The sequence below is a fragment of the Pedobacter miscanthi genome (genome assembly GCF_032678605.1).
In the GTDB taxonomy this organism is placed as follows: domain Bacteria; phylum Bacteroidota; class Bacteroidia; order Sphingobacteriales; family Sphingobacteriaceae; genus Pedobacter; species Pedobacter miscanthi_A.
Window position 1 is genome coordinate 48,382 of record NZ_JAVTSU010000018.1, and the last position, 20,095, is coordinate 68,476.

Here is a 20,095-nt window from a genome sequence, read left to right on the forward strand (position 1 = left end):
TTTATCAATGTATATTTAAAATTTAAGTTGTTTTATTTGATTTTGCTTTGTCTTTATCTTTTATCCTAAATTTTTTATTTACCTCTCCAGAACTAATATGTATATCGCTATCTTTTAATTTATCGACATCCTTAGGTTCATAATCAGTAGGGATATAAAAACCCTCAAATTTCTTGGTAACGCCGTCATAGGTGAAAGATTTTCCATAGCTACTAAAGCGGATAGAATCGCCCTGGTTACCCCCAAGTAGAATAAATCTGCCATCTTTGGTTTTACCGTATAAAAAACCGGTATGCCCTTTTCCTGAACCGTTTGTAGCTTTATAGACTACTAAGCATCCATAAATAGGCTCTGGTATATGTTTGTATTTTTCATTGTATGTAGGCTCTAATGAAGCAGCTGACTTAGCGTGTCGATAAGGATTTTTTGTCTTTGAATTTTTTGTTTTACCAATACACCAATTCATATATGCAGCACACCAAGGGCCTTCATCTCCATTAGTCGGTTCTGCCTTAATCTTACAATAAAGTAAGTAGGATTTAGCTTTGGTATACATAGGTTCATCTCCTTCATAGCAGCCTTTCATCGCTTTAGCTTCACTTAAAGCTATTTCCATCCAAGGTGCCCTAATGCCAATAATTTTTACCTCAGTCTCTTTCCAATCACATTCTTTTATTTTAAATATTTTTGAGGTATAATCATCAAATGCAGTTTGTTTTAGAGTGTGACTATTCCCAACTTCATGACCTACTCCTTTCGAAACTGGTTTGCTTTCCGGAAATCCGTTAGATAAGGCTATCAACCCATTCCATTTAAAAAAGGCCATTGAGGTTAATACAGCGATTTTAATATCCTTCGATACGATGTCAGAATTTTTAAGAATATCAGTTTTTTCATATTTTAAAGTATAGGCATTTGCTTTGGTATAATTTTCCCTTCCGGTGAGCTGGATCAAACCTTTGCCCCTAAAACTCCAGCCATCGCCTTCATGGGTATTTCCAACCCTATTATTTACACTTCGGTTTTTATCGGCATAGGCTAAATTGGCTATCATCTTTTGATTTGCCGCATGGTCTTTGGTCCGCCCATATTTGTAAGCATCTTCATGATGTTTGGTGAAATAAGAAAATGGGGGGCTGTCGCGCTCACCTGTTTTTTTATTCAGGTTGCCATTGATCAATGTATCAGCACTATAATCCATACTCTCACCACTTTTTAAATGTAATTTAGTGCTTGATTCGACCCTGATCTGGGCAAAGAAATGTGCTTTTACCCAGCAAGTATTCATGCCAAGTTCTGCCATATATTTATTGTATGTATTTGCAACCGTTGTGAGCGTTTCATTATCTGCATCTCCAAATATCTGCTTCAATTCTGCCTGGGTAATATCCTTATTGCATCTTGGGCAGCTGCTGCTATTGTATCCTTCCTGTCTACCAATCCCCACCAATACCTTACCACCATTTGCAGGTACGTCATTTTTAAAAGCCATCAAGGTGTTGCTGATGCCAAAAAACTCCATTTCTCCTATCGCGGCATAAAAACGGTGCAGTTTTTCGCTATAACTTTTTTCCCAGCTTTTGGCCAGGGTAAAATCAAATTCAACTATACCGTCAGGGTTTAAGGGATATTCTTTATGGTGTACAAGTGTATCTTTTCGGAGGTTATCCATTCCTAGCCGGCTTTCTTTACGGTATATTTTTACAGAAATGTTTTTTGCACTGAGGTTCCGGGTACGGATGCGGCATTGCATCTTACTGCCATATAAGGCCTGTATAACTGCTTTACCACCGGTTAAAAATTCAATGCTAACAATTTCTTCACCCGTAACCAGTTTTAGTTTTTGTAGCGGCTGGGGGATATTACCGCTTAAAATTTCATATTTTTTATCGGTAGCATGGACCTTGAAATAAAATTCTGTTCCTTCTTTTAAAAGTTTTGAATATTGGGCGGCATGTGGTACAAAAGCATATTTTCCGGTATCCAGTATCTGGTTTTGGGGCACCTTGAAACCATTAATGATATGTATGGCTCTGGCATTGCCATCACGATCGATATAACCATATTCCAGGTTAACGGTAATGCCCTCTGCCGCTTTAAATTTGAGGTAAGCGTGGTTTTTTTCTCCCCAGCCTGTTTTTGCCTTTTTGCCTCCTTCAGGGTATTCCCATTGTGCGAGTATAAGCTCGGGCTCGGCAACGGTTATTTTAACCGATACCTTTGCGCTTGGTTGTACCAGATAGGCCTGTACCGTGTATTCGCCTGGTTCTTCGAATTGATGGCTTACTGTTTCACCGGTTTTGGTTTTAAATGCTTCAACAGGCTTCCCTTCATTATCTTTACATATCCATTTTACCGCGACACTTTCTTCAGGAAGGGCAGGCAAAATCTTAAACTGGTCTTTTATGCTAAATGTGACTTGTTCTTTTATTCTTGTGCTTTCAACAGAAGCGATAACCGATGTAAGCCCGTTGTTGCTGGCCTGTATTTGCTCTGATTGTTTTGGAACACCATTAAAACAGGCCGATACCACATAGGAACATTCATCATTACAGATTACCTGTGTAATGTTCCCGGTAGGGGTTAACAGGGTAGGTGTGCCCAGACCACCTGTTTTGGTTACTTCCCAGCTAATGGTGCTGATATCACCAGGTACGGCCAGGGCTGGAAAAAGACTTTTAAGCCTGAATTCTATAGGCACCTGTATCCTCACTTTGGTTTTTCCATCTACCGTTGTTACCGTTTCGATCCCGTTTTCTTTAACCGTATAAGTTTTAGTTACTTTTTTATCGCCATTTGTTTTGCCATAGGCCTCTATGAGGTATGTTCCCGCTTTTTTGAAGGTAATGGTGATGGTTTCACCTGCATCACTCCTCAATTGCATGGGCGCACCGTTTGTATCATAAACTACCCAGTTTACACCCTGTTTTTCGGCATCACGCGGCTGTCCGTTAAATGCTGCCCTGAAAGTAACAGGGCTATTGAGCGGTTGCAGTTTACCATAGGTTAATGGGGCTATTGATTTTACAGTTGCACCGTCTTCGTCCTCGTTTTTTGCCACAGCACTCGTGTAAATTAACTCCTCTGTAAGCAAAGGGCCATCAGCCGCCCAGTTGCCTGCATTGGTATTTTCGAGTTCACGGGAAGTAATATTAACCTGTTGACCGTGCTGTAAAATTTTTATATTTCCACCTTTTGCTGTGCATATTGCCGTACTTTTATCTGTTAGCACATAAGCTCCATTTGGAAGTTCTACTTTTTCATAATAATCTTTCCATTGCGGTTTGGCCGTGCATGGCACGGGCTTGCTTGGATCTGGTACTTTACACTGACCAAAGTTTAGGTTGAGCAATTTATTTTCTAAAGTGGTTGCGATCAGTTTGGTTTGACCGTTATCATTAATGACGTATTTATTATGACTGAGTACTTTCAGTGGTTTGGGAGAAGGATCGAAAGCTTTATGCAGGTACATTTTGCACCATGGCATGCCAAAATCTCGGTAATTTCTGAGTTTGGTATGGAGCTGACCGAATCTTGTGTGGCAGGCTGTCCTGATACCTTTGGTATATCGGTAACTTCAATAGCTGTGGTATTACCTTTACCATTAGTTGGTTCAGGATCTGTGCTCCAATTCATTTTGGTTATATTTAATTGGTTGTTATTTGATCTTAAAGTTTAAATCAAGTATTAATTAAAAACATTAGGCAAAAGTTAAACCACAGATTTTGTATTGGCACTGATGGTTCGGTATATTATTTTTTATATAGCCCACAATGCAGCAAAGCCTTTAAGTTGAACCATTAACCTATATTATTGAATGTTAATTTTTAAAAGAATAACGATATTATTGGGAACAGCGAAAGTAAAGTGTAGGCATTTATCCTCATATAATTTTGATGGGAAATTATTTCCACAGTTTTTTGTTTTTAGAATCAATTAACAAGACTGATAACTTAACTTAATCTTAATATTGGAAAGCTAAATTTGCGCTCAATTGTTATGAGAAAAAAACTCCTTTACCTGCTTTTATTGTTTCCTTATTTTGCTCTGGCACAAGCACCATCAATAGTATTATTAGGTACAAAAACGCTTTACCAGCCAAAACAAACAAAATTTACGCCTGTACCCAACGGCTATAAAGCTGTGTACATCAACTTTGTGGGCAGGCACGGTGCCAGGCATTTAACCAAAGACATTAAACTTTCTCATGCCTACGCTACCATATTAAAAGCCGATAGTTTAAATGTATTAACTGCGGCAGGGAAAACTTTAAAACAGTTCATTTTAAACCTTGGCAAAGAAGAAGAAAACCATGTGGCTTCTATTTCCGAAAGCGGTGCAAACGAGTTAAAGGGGATTGCTGAAAGGATGTTCACGAACCAGAAAAATGTTTTCACTTCAGGTGAGAAGGTTTTGGTTTCGACCACTAAAAAAGGACGTACAAAAGAAAGCGCAGAAGCTTTTCTGGCCGGATTGAAAACCAAATCGGCTCCCATAACGCAGAACATTACTTTTAATTATGCAGATGATGACCACCTGCGTTTCTACGATTTTTCTAAAACCTATGATGAGTTTAAAGAAAACGGAAACTGGACAATCGCCTATCAAAAACTGGCCAAAGCAAAAAAACTAAATGATATTGCCAATCGGTTTGCTGTAAAATGCTTCAAACCTGCTTATGTGGCGAAGTTAAATCAAGCCGATAAAATTAACTTTTTAGAAGATGTTTATGGTTTCTATACCATCCTGAATGCTGTAACAACTGAAATTAAGGCAGTTGGTTTAACTTTAAATGATCTCAACTTTAAAACTTATTTTACTACTGCTGATTTAGCAACATTAAATACGTTGGGTAATGCCGAAGATTTTTTAAAGAAAGGCCCGGGTTTAAACAACAATGGTATCCAGGTGAGGGTTGCCGCACCATTACTGGCCGATTTCATCAATACTACGGATGCTTATCTGAAAAGTAAACCTTTTGTAGCAGATCTGCGTTTTGCACACGCCGAAACCATTGCTCCTTTCGCTGCATTAATGGGCATCCACGGTGCAGCTGAGGCCACCAATAATATGTTAACCTTTGAGCAGGTTTGGAAAGCCGAAAATGTAATTCCATTTAGTGCAAACATTCAGTGGATTGTTTACCAAAACCCAACTAACGGTAACCTTTTGGTGAAGTTTTTACTTAACGAAAAAGAAGCTGCCATTAATGGTTTAAATACCAAAAATTTTCCATACTATAACTGGACAGCGGTAAGAGATCACTACCTGAAAAAGCTAAAAACCTTAAATTTAGGTCTTCAAGATAACATGCACGAATATTTACTGAACTTAAAATAATCGTAACCAGTGTGCGGATTTCTTAATAAAACCGCCATAAATAATTAACATAAACTTAATCTGTTTAGGTGTTAGTGTTAAAGTTCGAAGAGTTCCTTTGCGGGTAAATAAAACCCCTGTATGAAGAAACTCTTACTTACACTTTTTAATGTAATTTTATGCCTCGTTGCACTGGCCCAGAACAATGGTACAGTACGGGGTATCGTAACCGATAAAGATTCAAAAGAAACCCTGATAGGCGCCACTGTAACGCTGAAAAACGAAAAGAAAACGTTTAAATTAGCAGTAAGCACAGGTCTTGATGGTAGTTACGTTTTCAAAAATGTTCCTGCCGGAAAATATGAAGTTGAAGCCAAATTTGTAGCCTATAAAGACGAAGATAAAGATTTCGAACTTAAAGCAGGAGAGCTGAAAGTAATCTCACTTCAGATTGAAAGCAAATCAAGCAGTCTGGATGAAGTTAAAATCTCCGGCAAATCTGATGAGGGGAGTGATTATAAATCGCGATCTATCGAACGTAAATCAGATCAGGTATTAAATGCGGTTTCGGCAAGGGCCATCGAAATTTCCCCTGATTTAACCATTGCCAACGTTACCCAAAGGGTTTCTGGTGTATCAATCGAAAGAAGCAACAATGGCGAAGGCCAGTATGCCATTATCCGCGGTATGGATAAACGTTACAACTATACTTTGGTTAATGGCGTAAAAATCCCAAGTCCGGATAATAAAAACCGTTATGTACCATTGGATATCTTCCCGGCCGATATTGTGGATAGGATGGAAGTTTATAAATCTTTAACGCCAAATTTAGAAGGCGATGCCATTGGTGGTGGGATTAACCTGGTTTTAAAAGATGCTCCTGACCGTTTAACCATTCGCGCCAATGCGGCAATAGGTTTAGCTGGTACTTTTGCCATCAAAAACAACTTTACGGCTTTCGATCATTCAGGCAGTGCAGGTTCATCTCCCCGTATTGCCAATGGCAATAATTATTCGGCAAATATCTCTGACTTTTCTAACGGTGGTTTTAATTACGAAACCAAACATACACCGGTATCAACGGTGTTGGGCTTTAGCATCGGTGGCCGTTCAAACAATAAAAAGTTCGGGGCATTGGCTGCAGTGAGTTATCAGAATACTTTTCGTGGAACGAGCACCATATTTTACGATACTGAAGTAGACCGGGATACAAATGAACCTGCATTAAAAAGCGTACAAAGCAGAAGGTACAGTATCCAGCAGGAACGTACCGGTTTACACACCAAGCTGGATTATAAATTTAATAAAGATCACAAAATTGATCTTTATGCTTCGTACATGAACCTCGGTCAGAATGAATTCCGTTTCCAAAGTGATACCACCCTGAATTTAGGTCGTGTTGGCGTAGGAACAGGTCGTGTAACCAATACCTACAGAAGTACCCGTACCGTACAGCAGATTTTTAGCGCCAATTTACATGGCGAACATAAACTGGCTGATCACCTGGAAATGAACTGGTCTGCAGTATATGCAAAAGCTACGGCAAATCAGCCCGATCAGGCTACATTAACCATCGTAACCGGACGTACAGCTATTTTGGATGCTGCAGGGAATAAAATTGGTTCAGCACAAAACCCGACTTTGTTTAATTCAACAGGTGCGGCAAGATCGCACATATGGGCAAAAAATGCCGACGAAGATAAAACCGGTTACCTGAATTTCATTTACAAACCAAAAATCGGCGATACAAAAGTAGAATTCAGTGTGGGTGGAATGTACCGCGATAAAAAAAGGACAAGTGATTACGACGATTATACATTATCCGTTTTAAATCCTACACAGCCTTATAATGGCGTCATCAATAACAACGATTTTAAGGTGGAAACAGTAGGAGGATCGCTAAACAATCCGTTAAACTATACTTTTAACGAGAAAGTGGCAGCAGGTTATGCTCAATTTAAATTCACCCTTGGCAAATTGCAAACTTTGGGTGGTGTGCGTTACGAAAATACACAGCAAGATTGGGTAACCTCGGCCAAAATAGATCAAACAGTTGGTGCAATCGGCTCAAATAAATATGCGGATTTATTACCGAGTTTAAACTTTAAATATGCACTGGGCGATAAACAGAATTTGCGTTTATCTTACTATTCAGCAATTAGCCGCCCTGGATTTTACGAATTAATTCCACATACGGGAGGAAACCCTGATGCAGATTATCAGGAATTGGGAAATCCTAAATTAAAAAGGATTACTTCTGATAACTACGACCTGAGGTACGAATTTTTTCCAAAACAGTTGGATCAGTTATTGGTAGGCGTGTTTTATAAAGACATTAAAAACCCGATTGAGTATGCGTTGACAAACCAGGCTACCAGTATATTTTATACCGCAGGGAACTTTGGTAATGCATCTAACTATGGTTTCGAAGTTGATTTTACCAAATACATCAGCAAATTTGGTTTCCGCGCCAATTATACTTTCACCGATTCTAAAATCACTACACCTAAAACGGTACTGTTCAGAGATCCGGTAAGCACAATGTACACCCAGCGTACCGAAGAGCAGACGCGCCCGCTACAGGGGCAATCTAAACACATTGGTAATTTATCATTATTGTTCAAAGATGCTGTTTCAGGCCTTGATGCTCAGTTGGCTGCGGTTTATACAGGAGCGAGGATTTATACCGTATCGCCATTTTTGGATAACGATGTTTGGCAAAAAGGAACGGTTACCCTTGATCTTTCGGCAGAACAGAAAATTTCGAAAAGTTTTTCAGTTTATGTTAAAGTAAATAACCTTTTAAATACGCCGTCTGAACTGGAAATCGGAAGACCATATAAAGTAACCACTTCAACAATCAATCAGGATGTAGTAAACCAAACTGTTGGTGAGAACGTGTTTATCCGTAAAGATGAATATCAACAATTCTATTTATTAGGCTTACGCTATAAATTATAAAACAATGATCGCTTCATCACAAACAGAAACAAAATTTAAACAGATGAAAAATATTTTAAAGTTATTGTTTATCCTCAGTCTGGCCATTTTATTTAATGCGTGCCATAAAGAAGAGGATTTAAGTCTTTCTATTCCAGTCGTTCAGGCTGGTTCATTAATCAGTTCTGAAAATCTTGCAGGTAATGTTAAAGGAACCATGCAGGCCGGAAAAACGTATTATTTTGATAAAGATATTACCGTAAATGATGGTGATACCTTATTAATGCAAAGTGGGGTTACCCTGATTGCAGTGGGCGATGGTACCAAAGATAAAGCACCCCAAATTACGGTTCATGGTACCTTTATCAGTTTAGGTACCAAAGAGAAACCAAATTATATTACGGTACAAAATGCAGCAACCTACCATACTGAAGCCAGTGCATCAAAATATGATAACATATTTAAAGGTTCGTGGGGTGGTATTTTAGCCAGTCCGGCACCAGTTACAGCCTTAAAACCCAACCCAAAAGGTGGCGATTTAATCATTAAATGGACGCACATCGAATTTGCAGGCGCAGCATCTTATGGCAATGATGCATCGATTTATAAAGATGGAGATGCCCGTTATGCTGTTTATTTTGCCAATATCGAAAAGGATTTCATTTTAGAAGACAGTTGGGTTTTTGGCAGTGCTGATGATGGAATCAGAACGGTTGGTGGTAAAATTTCCATCATGCGGAATACTTTCGAGCTTTGTGGCAGGGCCGGAGGAGAGTGTTTCAATATGAAAAGCGGAACAGTGGGCGATTTAGCCTATAATATGTTAATCGGCTCGGCAACTAATGCCCTTAAGGCATCAAACGCTGGCGGTACCACCATTCAGTGCAACGTAAATATGTACAACAACACCATAACCAATTGTGGTTTCCGTCAAACAAAAACCGGCCGGGGTGGATCAATCAATTACGAACAGGGGGCCAGGGGTTTAATTTATAATAACCTGATCTCGAATTGTCGTTTTGGGTTAAGAATGACAACAGATGCCGATTTGGTAAATATTAAATACAATAACCAATATTATTATGGAAGCACTGCTGGTATATTGGCCCAGTTTTTAGCCAGCGATGGAGTAGCAAAAGCACAACCGGCAGATATTAAAAGCGCAACCGCAAAAGATAAAAACCCATTGTTTTTTAGTTACAACGTAGATCAGTACGATTATACTGCAAGCCCTGGCCCGATAGCAGCAGCATTAATGCCGGCTTATATCACTACGGTTGGTGCTGCTAACTTTAGCCTACAAGCCAGTTCTCCTGGCCGTAATAAAGCCAAAACAGATTTTACCCCTTTAGCAGTTGTTAAAACTACCGGTAACTTTGGTGCAGTAATTACTGCTCCGGGAAGCGATATTGGCGCTTACCAAACCGATGGCAGCGGAAACCAACATTAATCATTAGATAAACTAAAATACTTACTGGTCTTAGCATCCCGCTAAGACCTTTTTTGTTTGTTTTTGCCCTGCCTGCGCAGCCATTCAGGTGGTAACACATGGAAAAACAATAAAGAGTTGTCCTCTCGACTGAAAGGTCCAGGATATTCGGGAGAGAGATCTATAGCAGATCTCTCGGCTGTGTTGCACTCCGCTCGAAATAACGTTACTCGGTTTATTTTCGCTAAGGCCAGGTATTCCCGATATCTTAATATTTACTTAAAACCAGTTGCTTAATGTTAATGATATCATAACACTATTTGTTTATCCTGCTAATAGTTATAGTTCAATTTTGTAGTAAAAAGAATCAGGAATTAAATATTAAGTGATATGAGATTGGTTTCATGCGTAGGTCTTTTAATGGTTATACCAGCAGTTGCACTGCTAACCCATAGTAATGGGCATCAGCTTAATAAGCTAGAGACTGCAGAAACACATCAAAAAAATAAAACTAGATCCATAACACCGCAACAAACTGCACGTCTGGATTCTGTGCCGTTTTCTAAAGCAGGTAATGAACCTGCTCAAACACTACCCATACTTATCCGGAATAGATAAAAGCATAATTGCTTTACCAAAATATGAATAGAAGATCGTTATTAAAAAGCGGCTTGTTGGCCGGCTTAAGTGTACCACTTGTTGGGTTAAAAGATGTAATGGCCGCTCCGGTTGGCGGTACAAAGAAAGCAAAAAACATCATTATGATGGTGAGCGATGGAATGAGTACAGGTACTTTAAACATGGCCGATCTTTATGCCAGCCGTGCTTATGGACGGAGCAGCAAATGGTTAGGTTTATATCGCGACAACAAAGCTGTTCGCGCCTTAATGGATACCGCTTCAGCAAATTCCATGCTTACCGATTCTGCGGCCGCAAGTTCATCATGGGGTGGTGGTATCCGCGTTAAAAATGGTTCGCTAAATGTTGGGATGAAAGGAGAGAAACCTCAGCCAATCCTTCAGAAATTTAAAGAAAAAGGCAAGAAGGTGGGTTGTGTAACTACGGTTCCGATTACACATGCTACACCGGCAGGTTTTTGTGTGAATATTGATAACCGTGGTGGACAGGACATTATCGCTGAAATTTACCTTGGCCTGAAATTCGACGTGATGATGGGTGGTGGTAGTAAATATTTCGGAGAACACAGAGCAGGAGGGAACCTTTTGCCTAAATTCCTGACCCAGGGGTATAAAGTTGCCGAAAACAGAAACGAAATGTTGGCTTTGGATAAATCGAAGCCTGTTTTAGGTTTATTTGCTGAAGATGGATTACCTTATGAGGTAGATCGCATGCATGATGCGGAATTGCAGAAAACAGTGCCTACGATTGCTGAAATGACCATGAAAGCCATTGAGTTAATGAAAGATCATAAAGATGGTTTTGCATTGCAGGTTGAAGGTGGGAAAGTAGATTGGGCAGCCCATTCTAACGATTTAGGTGGATTAATTTTCGATCAGCTGGCTTTTGATGAAGCAGTGGGTAAAGTAATCGAATTTGCTGAAAAAGATGGCGAAACTTTGGTGATCATCACCACCGATCATGGCAACTCAAATCCGGGGTTGTTTTATGCCGATGAAGCCAACAAAAAGTTTGATAGCCTGCAACGCTTTAAACACAGTAATACCTGGTTATTAGGCCAGTTAAACCAATCATTCAGTGAGCAGAAAATCATGGAAATGATTAAAGAAAACCAGGGCATAGAAATGAAAAGCGAAGATGTAAAATCATTGCTCAGCCATTTTAAAGATATTGTTCCCGGTCAGCTATATAATGAAGCCAATCTTCCTTTTTACGAATATGGAAAGATTTTAGGTAAATATACCGATGTACAATGGGCAGGCATGAACCATACCGGTGATTATGTAGAATTAACCATGTTCGGCCCCGGATCAGAACAGTTAAAACCTTTTGTTAAAAATTACGAACTGCATAACTTTATGCTAAAAGCTGCTGAAATGCCGGAACATTTTTTGGTAGGGAGGTAAGTTCATTGGTTTATTAGTCATTTGTTCATTGGTTTATTAGTCATTGGTTCATTAGTCATTTGTTCATTGGTTAGGATGCTTTAGATATTTCTTTGGCGTGGTGTCAGATGTTACCATCTGACAGCACATTTTACACTGGACTCCCAACTCCCAACTCCCAACTCCAAACTACTTCTCTTCCCACCAACTTAAAGGAAATTTAATCTCATCAACAGAGCTGGCAATCATATCTGGTTTAAAAGCGTAGTGGCCTAAAGTATCCTTGCTTGATATACCCGAAAGCACTAAAATGGTTTTATAACCCATTTGTACACCGCCTTGGATATCAGTTTCCATGGTATCGCCAATAACGGTGGTTTCGCTGGTTTCCAGTCCTAAAAATTTACGTGCTGAGCGCATCATTACCGGGCTTGGCTTACCTGTTACAAAGGCTTTTCTGCCTGTTGCTTCCTCAATCATTGCTGTGGTAGCTGCTATACCCAGGTTGTTCCATCCCGGTTTTTTTGGAGACGGATCTCTGTTGGTTGTAATAAATTTTGCGCCTGCAAGAATCATGTCTACAGCCCTTTGAACCATCTCAAGGGTAAAATTCCTTCCTTCACCCAGCACCACAAACTCCGGGTCGGTATTTACAAGGGTAATACCATGATCATGCAGGCTACTCAATAAACCACCTTCTCCAAGTACATAGGCGGTACCATTCGGACTTTGATCGGAAAGAAATTTGCCAGTGGCCATTGCACTGGTGTATACATGGCTTTCTTCTACCTTTATACCTAAGCCTTTTAATTTACGCACTACCTCTAAAGCTGTACGCTGGCTATTATTGGTCATAAAAGCAAAAGGAATATTTTCATCAATTAAGTTTTTAATGAATTTATCGGCACCAAATATCAATTCCTCCCCACTGTAAATCACCCCGTCCATATCTATTAATAATCCTTGTTTCATGTTTCTTGCAGATTTAATTTGTTTGTATACAAACTTAATATTTTCTTGTTCAATCAAGGTTAAATTAAAGATTTTACGCAGGTGTTGCAGATCATATTCCTAATGGTTAATACGATAGACATACATTCCGCTTAGCTTTCAGCTCTTAAAAAGTTTTAGCCACAGATTAAGAGTTCTTTAACAAAAAACAGGATTTAATCTGTTGCTAACAAAAATAGTTATCTCTATGAAAGTTAAATGTACATAGGCGCCATTTTCCGCCAGTAATGAGGACGGTGGGCATTGCTTTCCCAGGTGTGGAACTGGTTAGGGACACCTTTTTCCCATAACAGGCTGCTAAGGTGCTGGTTTCCGCTCAAAAACGGGTCTGTTTCTCCAACGGCCAAAATGATTTCCATATTTCTCACCGCTGTGAGCAATTTATCATCATTAAGGTTCGCCAGGTATTGTGCAGGCATATTAAGGTATACCTGCTCATCATGAAATCCATTTAGCAAATCCCTGAAATCACCTATGTTGTCTGTAAGGTCGTACCTGCCACTAATGCCAACTGCTTTTCTAAATAACCAGGGATATTTCATTGCCAGGTTTATGGCATGATAAGCGCCCATACTGCAGCCTGCTGTTTCGATGTAATTACTGTCGTTCTTTTGGTAGATCAATGGTATCACTTCATCCAAAAGGTATTTTTCGTACTGGAGATGCCGCTCCATCCTAACCGATGGAAATACACCATCATTGTAAAAACTTTCGCCATCAATACTGTCCACACAGAAAACCTGAAGTTCGCCATTTTCGATCTGGGTACTTAACGAAGCTATAATTCCCCAGTTTTCATAATCATAAAACCTGGCCATACGCGTTGGGAAAAAGATAACCGCCCGTCCGCTGTGTCCAAAAACCAGCAGTTCCATTTCCCGTTGCAGATTATGGCTGAACCATTTGTGGTATTCCCTGTTCATCTGTTTAAATCTTGATGGAAAAATAATGCTCCGATGTTATCAGGATATTAATTCACCGTAATGATTAGCCTATTTTTTCTTTAACGGTTTCGGTCCATAAGCGGTAACCCGCCTCACTTAAATGCAAACCATCGTGGTCGTAAAGTGCAGCATCCGGTTGACCGGATTTATTAAGCATTTTTTTAAATACATCAATAAATTTCCAGTTGCCATTGAGTTTGATAATTTCACTCTCGATTAAATTATTGGTGTACCTGAACTGATCGGCCATATGCCAGCGGTTTAAACTCGGTTTTAATGAAATAAAATAGCAGGGAAGTGCACCAAACCTTAGGTTAACCTTAACCATCAGCTGCTGGAAAAATATAAAAATCTCTTCAGGATTCCTGCCATCACCAAGATCATTATCACCAGCATACACCACCAGCGATTTTGGTTTGTAATCTGCCATAATCCTTTCGAAAAACCATACGCAAGCTGCCAGGGTAGAGCCACCAAAACCCAGATTGGTTACTTTGGTGAAATCAAAATCATCCTCCAGACTGTTCCAGAGCCTTATAGACGAGCTTCCATAGAAAATAATGCCAGGATGGTCACGGTCTAAACGATACCTTCTTTCTAATTGTTTAACCTCTTCTTCGTACCAATACATATTGATAAAGATAAAAAGATCTGCCTTTTATAGGAATGTGTTGTATGTTAAGTTTATGTAAAGCGGGAGAGGTTGATTGGTTCACTGGTCAATAGTTTAATGGCTTATAGTTGATAGCCAATTTCTTCATGTATGGTGCAAAAATGAAACCATCATACTGATTAGTACTGAAGCCTTAATTTATAATATTTTGGTTAATTGCTTAACTGTTTAATCGATTGAAGCACCGATTAATTGGTCTGGATTCCGAACTGACACTTCGGGCTTGTTAATTTTTTTAACTTAATGGTGAGTAAATATTACCTTGTTTGATTAAACAAAAACTCCCGGCATACTAGCCTTCGATTCCGCTGCCATTCACAGATCCAATAGAATGGTCGTTATTGTTGAGGGCTGAAAAAGTCTTTCTCGCAATGATGATTCCTCCCAGTCAATAAACCGCATTAAAACCTTCTGTCATTCATATTGATTTTATACAATAAATACCCCTCAGGATGAAATTTCGAGTTAGAAAAGAACAAAGGACTCCAGACTAAAAACTAAGCAACCCTGCCCATCTTTTTCAAAATCCGGTAATGTGAACGGAGTGCCGATAAAAAAGTGGTATTTTCATGGTAAGGCAATCCAAATTCAATTGCTGTTTGTTTAACAATTCCTGATATCCGCCCGTAATGTACATGACAGATTTTTGGGAAAAGATGGTGTTCAATCTGCCGGTTTAACCCACCTAGAAAAAAGGCCGATACAGGGCATTCTGTAGCAAAATTGGCGGTAGTACGCATCTGGTGTTCTGCCCAGGCTTCTTCCATATTACCTTCTGCATTGGTTAAAGGGAAAGTTGTTCCTTCAACTACATGTGCCAGTTGAAAAACCAGTCCCATTGTTAAACCTTGCGCCATATGTAATAACAAAAAGCCGATTAAAACCTGCCACCATAACAGCGGCATCAGCATTATCGGCAAACCGATAAAAACAAAATAATATAGAAATTTATAAAAGAACAGGTTAAAATATTCAACTTTAGGGTGTTTGTTCTGACAGGCGCCAACACTTTTCTGAAAAAATTTTTTATAATCCTTACGGAATACCCATGAAAGTGAAGCCAGGCTATATAAAGGAAAAGCATACCACTGCTGAAAACGCTGATGCGGCTTTAATTCATCTTCCGTACAAATGCGGATCAGGCCTGGAGCTACTTCAATATCTTCATCATGTCCGGGGATATTCGTATAAGTATGGTGCACCACATTGTGGGTAATATTCCAAACATAAGGATTGGCGCCTACCATGTTAAACAGAAAACTAAAAAACGAATTGGTACGTTTAGAACTCGAGAACGAACCATGAATGGCGTCATGACAGATGTTAAAACCAATAAATGCACAGGTGGCACCCAATAGAATCGTTAAGGCCGAAAGGATGAGGCCATTTAACGGTAAAAGTAATATGGTAAGGTAAAATGCCAAAAATAAACTAAGAAAAAGACAGGCTTTAAACCACATCAGTTTATTCGCATTTGTACTTCTGTTGTTTTCTTTAAAGTCGTTATTAACCCTGCGACGAACCTCAGAGTAAAACGTAGTTCCCGGTACACATGGGAATTTTGCTTTTGATTTCATGATCTTGTGCTCTTATCAACCCCATGTACGAGGGAGAAAGTCCAAGTTCATTAAGCTTTATATGTAAACCCGGCATTTGGCCTGGCCTTGTTATAAACGTAAACTATTTTGTTTTAGTTTTCAGCGAAGATAATAACTTTAATTGTTGCTGCACCCAAATTAAATGTTAAATAAAGGCACGATTTAGTTAAAATAACCTGCATCACAAACAATTATTAAGCTTAACAGAGCTGGGGAGATTAAGACATAAAAATATAGGACACGACTATTTTAAGCCCAAACTATTTTAGCGGGATACAAAACTTAATTAAGAAACAGGCTACTCGCTGTAATTCCTCTTATCAGCAGCATAAATATGGTACCAAATGTACAGAATCCATATTAACACCACGGTGCTGTAAACCAGTTCAGGATCAAACGAATCCTGTGTAATTAACAACGCAATGGAGGAGATCAGGGCAGTCAGGAAGAAATAAAAAATATTTTTCATAACGTACTGATTTAATGAATGTTGGATTTAGTAAATATAATAAAATATCTGTTATTTGCCAAATGTAAATGAAGATAATTTACTTAAATCTGATTATTGATGATTTTTTGCCTGTTTTTGACCAAAATTTAACCGGATTGACCATTAAACAGCTTATTTATCTCGTAAAAGCCTTTCTTTTCTGATTAAATACCCTAATGTTAAGATTCCCTATTTTAGAATAAATTGATTGAATTAACAAAATTGTGGCAAAGCCGAATTTAGAATTTTTTGTATGTTTACCACACAACTAACCAAAAAACAAAGAACACAAACACAATGATCAAATTTTCTTTAAGTTTAATTTCTTTTACGTTATTCTTTTTCGGACTAAAAAGTTTTTTTAGCGAACCAAAAACGCAATCAGTATTACCTCCCGAATTAACGATAACCAATTTCGCTGGTCCCGATGTTACACCTAGTCCCGCTTGTTTAGCCGTTGCGCCAACCGGTGAGGTATATGTAGGTGTTGATATGATCGGCTCCCTGGGTAAAGATCCTGGAAAAGGCCATATTCTAAAACTAATTGATAAGGATAATGATGGTAAGATGGATCAGCACATCGATTTTGCTGAAGTAGATAATCCCAGGGGCATTATTGTTCAGGGCAGCCAAGTGTTTGTATTGCATACTACTTTTTCGAAAGAAACAAAACAGGCCACAGGTATGAACCTGGTCGTTTTTGAAGATAAAGATGGCGATGGCAAAGCCGATGGCCCCGAAAAACCACTTATCGAGCACATCAGCAATGCAAAATACATCCGCGAACGTGGTACCGACCACGCTACCAATGGCATCAGGATGGGTATTGATGGCTGGATTTATATCTCTGTTGGCGATTTTGGCTTCCACGATGCGGTAGACCGTTCTGGTAAAAAATTAACCATGTTGGGTGGTGGTATTTTACGTGTCCGCCCTGATGGTACCGAAATGGAAGTGTACACTCATGGTACCCGTAATGTGTATGATGTAGCCATTGATCCCTATATGAATGTTTTTACCCGCGAAAACACCAATGATGGTGGTGGATGGAATGTTCGTTTTTCCCACCATATCCAGTCAGGAGAATATGGTTATCCTGTTTTATTTCAAAATTTTACTGACGAAATTATCCCTGCATTGGCCGATTTGGGCGGTGGATCAGGAACAGGTGCATTATTTATGGATGAACCAAACTGGCCGGCACAATATAATCACGTACCTATGATGGCCGATTGGGGCAGAAGTATGCTTTACATCCACAGGGTTACAGCCGATGGACCAACTTTTACCCAAAAAGACGAAGAATTTATCAAACTGGCACAAATTACCGATCTGGATGTAGATGGATCCGGAAGGCTTTATCTTTCGGCATGGGATGGAGCAGGCTATTCAGGTAGCCCTAATAAAGGGTATATTGTACGGGCAGTGCCCAATAACTGGACCTATAAAGCTTTTCCGGATGTGAAAAAACTTTCCGTTAAAAAGTTAACAGAATTGTTGAAATCCAACAGTGCTGTAGGTCGCTTAAATGCTTCGCAGGAATTAATTTTCCGCAACAATAAACAAGCAGGCGAAACGGCTTTAAAAACGGCATCTGATCAAAGTTTAGCACTCGATGTTCGTATAGCTGGTTTATATACTTATGCGCAGATAGCCAAAGAAAATGGCATTACAACCCTGGTAGAATTTACGAAAGATAATGCTTTAAAAGAATTTGCCTTAAAAGCACTTGCCGATCGTAAAACTTACATTGATAAAGTACCGGTTGAGCCCTTTTTAGCGGGTTTAAAAGATGCTTCCCCACGTGTTCAGGCGGCTTCGATAATTGGTTTAAACCGTTTAGGCAGACCAGAAGTAGCCAATGTACTTTTACAAACCAAAGTGCCTGCCTCATTTGTTGCACCTGCAAAAGGTACCGAAGGCCCACACGCCACACCAAATGCTTCAATTATATTACCCCATCTTGCCGTGCGTGCTTTGGTTAATCTTAATGCGGTTGATGCTTTGCTTGCAGCGGTTAAAACCGAAAACTCAACCCTTGCACTTTGGGCTTTGCGTTATATGCATAATGAGAAAGTGGTTAATGGCCTTATTGATACCTACACTCAATCGAAAGATGAAAAATTAAAACAACAGATTCTGGTTACATTGGGCCGCTTATATAAAAAAGAGATTGCTTACGATGCTTCGTGGTGGTGGGGTACACGTCCTGATTCGCATGGTCCGTATTTTAAAGCGGTAAGCTGGGAAGGTTCTCCGGCAATCGAAAAATTCTTAAAAGAAGAAGCTGCAAAAGCCGGTACACAAGGAAAACAATTTTATGTTGATTTAAACTCGCGCCAAAGGATGGATATCGCTGAATTTGCCGAAGAGGAAAAAGTTGCAGCAACTGAAGAGCCAAAAATCGATCTTGAAAAAATCAAGAACAAAAAAGGCCAGGTAGGTAAATCATCTATTGAAGATGTATTATTAGCCATCAATAAATTACAGGGCGATCCGTTAAAAGGAAGAACAATTTTTAACAATCAGGGCTGTATCACCTGCCATAGTTTAAGTAGAACAGAGAAAATGAAAGGTCCTTTTATGGGACAGATCGGCTCCATTATGAACCGTGAACAGATTGCTGAATCGATTTTAAAACCAAGTGCATCTATTTCGCAGGGGTTTGCAACAGTGATGATCACAGCAAAAGGAGACCGTACCTATATGGGTTTTATTACGGAAGAAACTGCCGCTAAAGTGGTGCTGCGTAATATTGCAGGAGAAGTTTTTACCATTAAAGCTGGCGATATTTTATCCCGTAAAGAAATGGAAAACTCGATGATGCCCGAAGGTTTAGCCAACGCTTTATCTTATGATGAACTGGCTTCGCTAGTTACCTTTTTATCACAACAGAAAAAATAACTCATAAAAGCATTTCCGGTTGTCTCATTAATCGGAAATGCTTTTTTTACCATTAGCATCCTGATGCTAACTCCTGCGGATAATAATCAATTCTCCATTATCCAGCTGAAAAATATAGCTGCAAATACTTACTGATTTAAAGATGGCAATGCGATATACCAGACCAGATTTTTTTTCAAAAGTAATTTCCTTACCTATATAAACTTTATCCAGTTCTATTGTCGTTGTTTCTTTGGTAATCAGCATATAAAAGTAACATTGTGAAAAAGAGCTTGTTTCGGGAAAATACTTTATTCTTATTCCTTTTAGGAGTAATGGTTCACTGGTTCATTAGCCATTAGTGCATTGGTTAGCATGATGGATAGACTTGAGTAAATGTAAACTAGAAATTGTTCATTAGCCATTAGTTCATTGGTTAACATGATGGATAGACTTGAGTAACTGTAAACTTAAAATTGTTCATTAGCCATTAGTTCATTGCTTAACATGATGGATAGACTTGAGTAACTGTAAACTTAAAATTGTTCATTAGCCATTAGTGCATTGGTTAGCATGATGGATAGACTTGAGTAACTGTAAACTGAAAATTGTTCACTAGCCATTAGTGCATTGGTTAGCATGATGGATAGACTTGAATAACTGTAAACTTAAAATTGTTCATTAGCCATTAGTGCATTGGTTAGCATGATGGATAGACTTGAGTAAATGTAAACTAAAAATTGTTTCTCCTTAATCTATAGATGAATCGACTCCCAACTCCCAA

General features: G+C 39.1%; 13 protein-coding genes. 5 read left to right on the forward strand and 8 right to left on the reverse strand.

Annotated elements, in window-relative coordinates; genetic code table 11:
• Positions 1-22: 22 nt before the first annotated feature.
• Positions 23-3,487, reverse strand: coding sequence for a TIGR02594 family protein (locus R2R28_RS22875; protein WP_316827976.1), 3,465 nt, complete (start codon positions 3,485-3,487; stop codon positions 23-25).
• Positions 3,430-3,636, reverse strand: a complete 207-nt coding sequence (locus R2R28_RS22880; protein ID WP_316827977.1) for a hypothetical protein — start codon at positions 3,634-3,636, stop codon at positions 3,430-3,432. Before R2R28_RS22880 ends, R2R28_RS22875 begins: the two co-directional genes overlap by 58 nt.
• A 363-nt stretch (positions 3,637-3,999) precedes the next feature.
• Here R2R28_RS22880 and R2R28_RS22885 point away from each other — a divergent pair, with 363 nt between their 5' ends.
• The 4 genes from R2R28_RS22885 (at position 4,000) to R2R28_RS22900 (ending at position 11,733) form a co-directional block, all read left to right on the forward strand.
• The gene (locus R2R28_RS22885; RefSeq protein ID WP_316827978.1) at positions 4,000-5,340 is read left to right on the forward strand and encodes a histidine phosphatase family protein; all 1,341 of its coding nucleotides are present in this window, start codon (positions 4,000-4,002) and stop codon (positions 5,338-5,340) included.
• 120 nt (positions 5,341-5,460) lie between these two features.
• Entirely contained in the window at positions 5,461-8,280 is a 2,820-nt protein-coding gene (locus R2R28_RS22890) for a TonB-dependent receptor (RefSeq protein ID WP_316827979.1), read from the forward strand.
• A gap of 43 nt (positions 8,281-8,323) precedes the next feature.
• The gene (locus R2R28_RS22895; protein ID WP_316827980.1) at positions 8,324-9,709 is read left to right on the forward strand and encodes a hypothetical protein; all 1,386 of its coding nucleotides are present in this window, start codon (positions 8,324-8,326) and stop codon (positions 9,707-9,709) included.
• A gap of 620 nt (positions 9,710-10,329) precedes the next feature.
• Complete coding sequence (locus R2R28_RS22900) at positions 10,330-11,733, forward strand: alkaline phosphatase (RefSeq protein WP_316827981.1); 1,404 nt, start codon at positions 10,330-10,332, stop codon at positions 11,731-11,733.
• A gap of 168 nt (positions 11,734-11,901) precedes the next feature.
• On the opposite strand, the gene R2R28_RS22905 is transcribed toward R2R28_RS22900, so the two are convergent.
• The 5 genes from R2R28_RS22905 to R2R28_RS22925 form a co-directional block, all read right to left on the reverse strand.
• Positions 11,902-12,684, reverse strand: a complete 783-nt coding sequence (locus tag R2R28_RS22905) for an HAD-IIA family hydrolase (protein ID WP_316827982.1) — start codon at positions 12,682-12,684, stop codon at positions 11,902-11,904.
• A gap of 233 nt (positions 12,685-12,917) precedes the next feature.
• Positions 12,918-13,646, reverse strand: coding sequence for an esterase family protein (locus tag R2R28_RS22910; protein ID WP_316827983.1), 729 nt, complete (start codon positions 13,644-13,646; stop codon positions 12,918-12,920).
• A gap of 64 nt (positions 13,647-13,710) precedes the next feature.
• Positions 13,711-14,298 carry a GDSL-type esterase/lipase family protein gene (locus R2R28_RS22915; RefSeq protein ID WP_316827984.1) on the reverse strand — a complete coding sequence of 196 codons (588 nt, stop codon included), beginning with the start codon at positions 14,296-14,298 and terminating at the stop codon, positions 13,711-13,713.
• Positions 14,299-14,837: 539 nt separating this feature from the next.
• Positions 14,838-15,917 carry an acyl-CoA desaturase gene (locus tag R2R28_RS22920; RefSeq protein WP_316827985.1) on the reverse strand — a complete coding sequence of 360 codons (1,080 nt, stop codon included), beginning with the start codon at positions 15,915-15,917 and terminating at the stop codon, positions 14,838-14,840.
• A 319-nt stretch (positions 15,918-16,236) separates the two neighbouring features.
• A complete protein-coding gene (locus R2R28_RS22925; RefSeq protein ID WP_158544319.1) occupies positions 16,237-16,407 on the reverse strand; it encodes a hypothetical protein in 171 nt (56 codons plus the stop codon).
• A 318-nt stretch (positions 16,408-16,725) separates the two neighbouring features.
• On the opposite strand from R2R28_RS22925, the gene R2R28_RS22930 reads away from it, so the two are divergent.
• The gene (locus R2R28_RS22930) at positions 16,726-19,332 is read left to right on the forward strand and encodes a hypothetical protein (RefSeq protein WP_316827986.1); all 2,607 of its coding nucleotides are present in this window, start codon (positions 16,726-16,728) and stop codon (positions 19,330-19,332) included.
• A 66-nt stretch (positions 19,333-19,398) separates the two neighbouring features.
• On the opposite strand, the gene R2R28_RS22935 is transcribed toward R2R28_RS22930, so the two are convergent.
• On the reverse strand, positions 19,399-19,578 hold the full coding sequence (locus R2R28_RS22935) for a hypothetical protein (RefSeq protein WP_316827987.1): 180 nt from the start codon (positions 19,576-19,578) through the stop codon (positions 19,399-19,401).
• Positions 19,579-20,095: the final 517 nt, after the last annotated feature.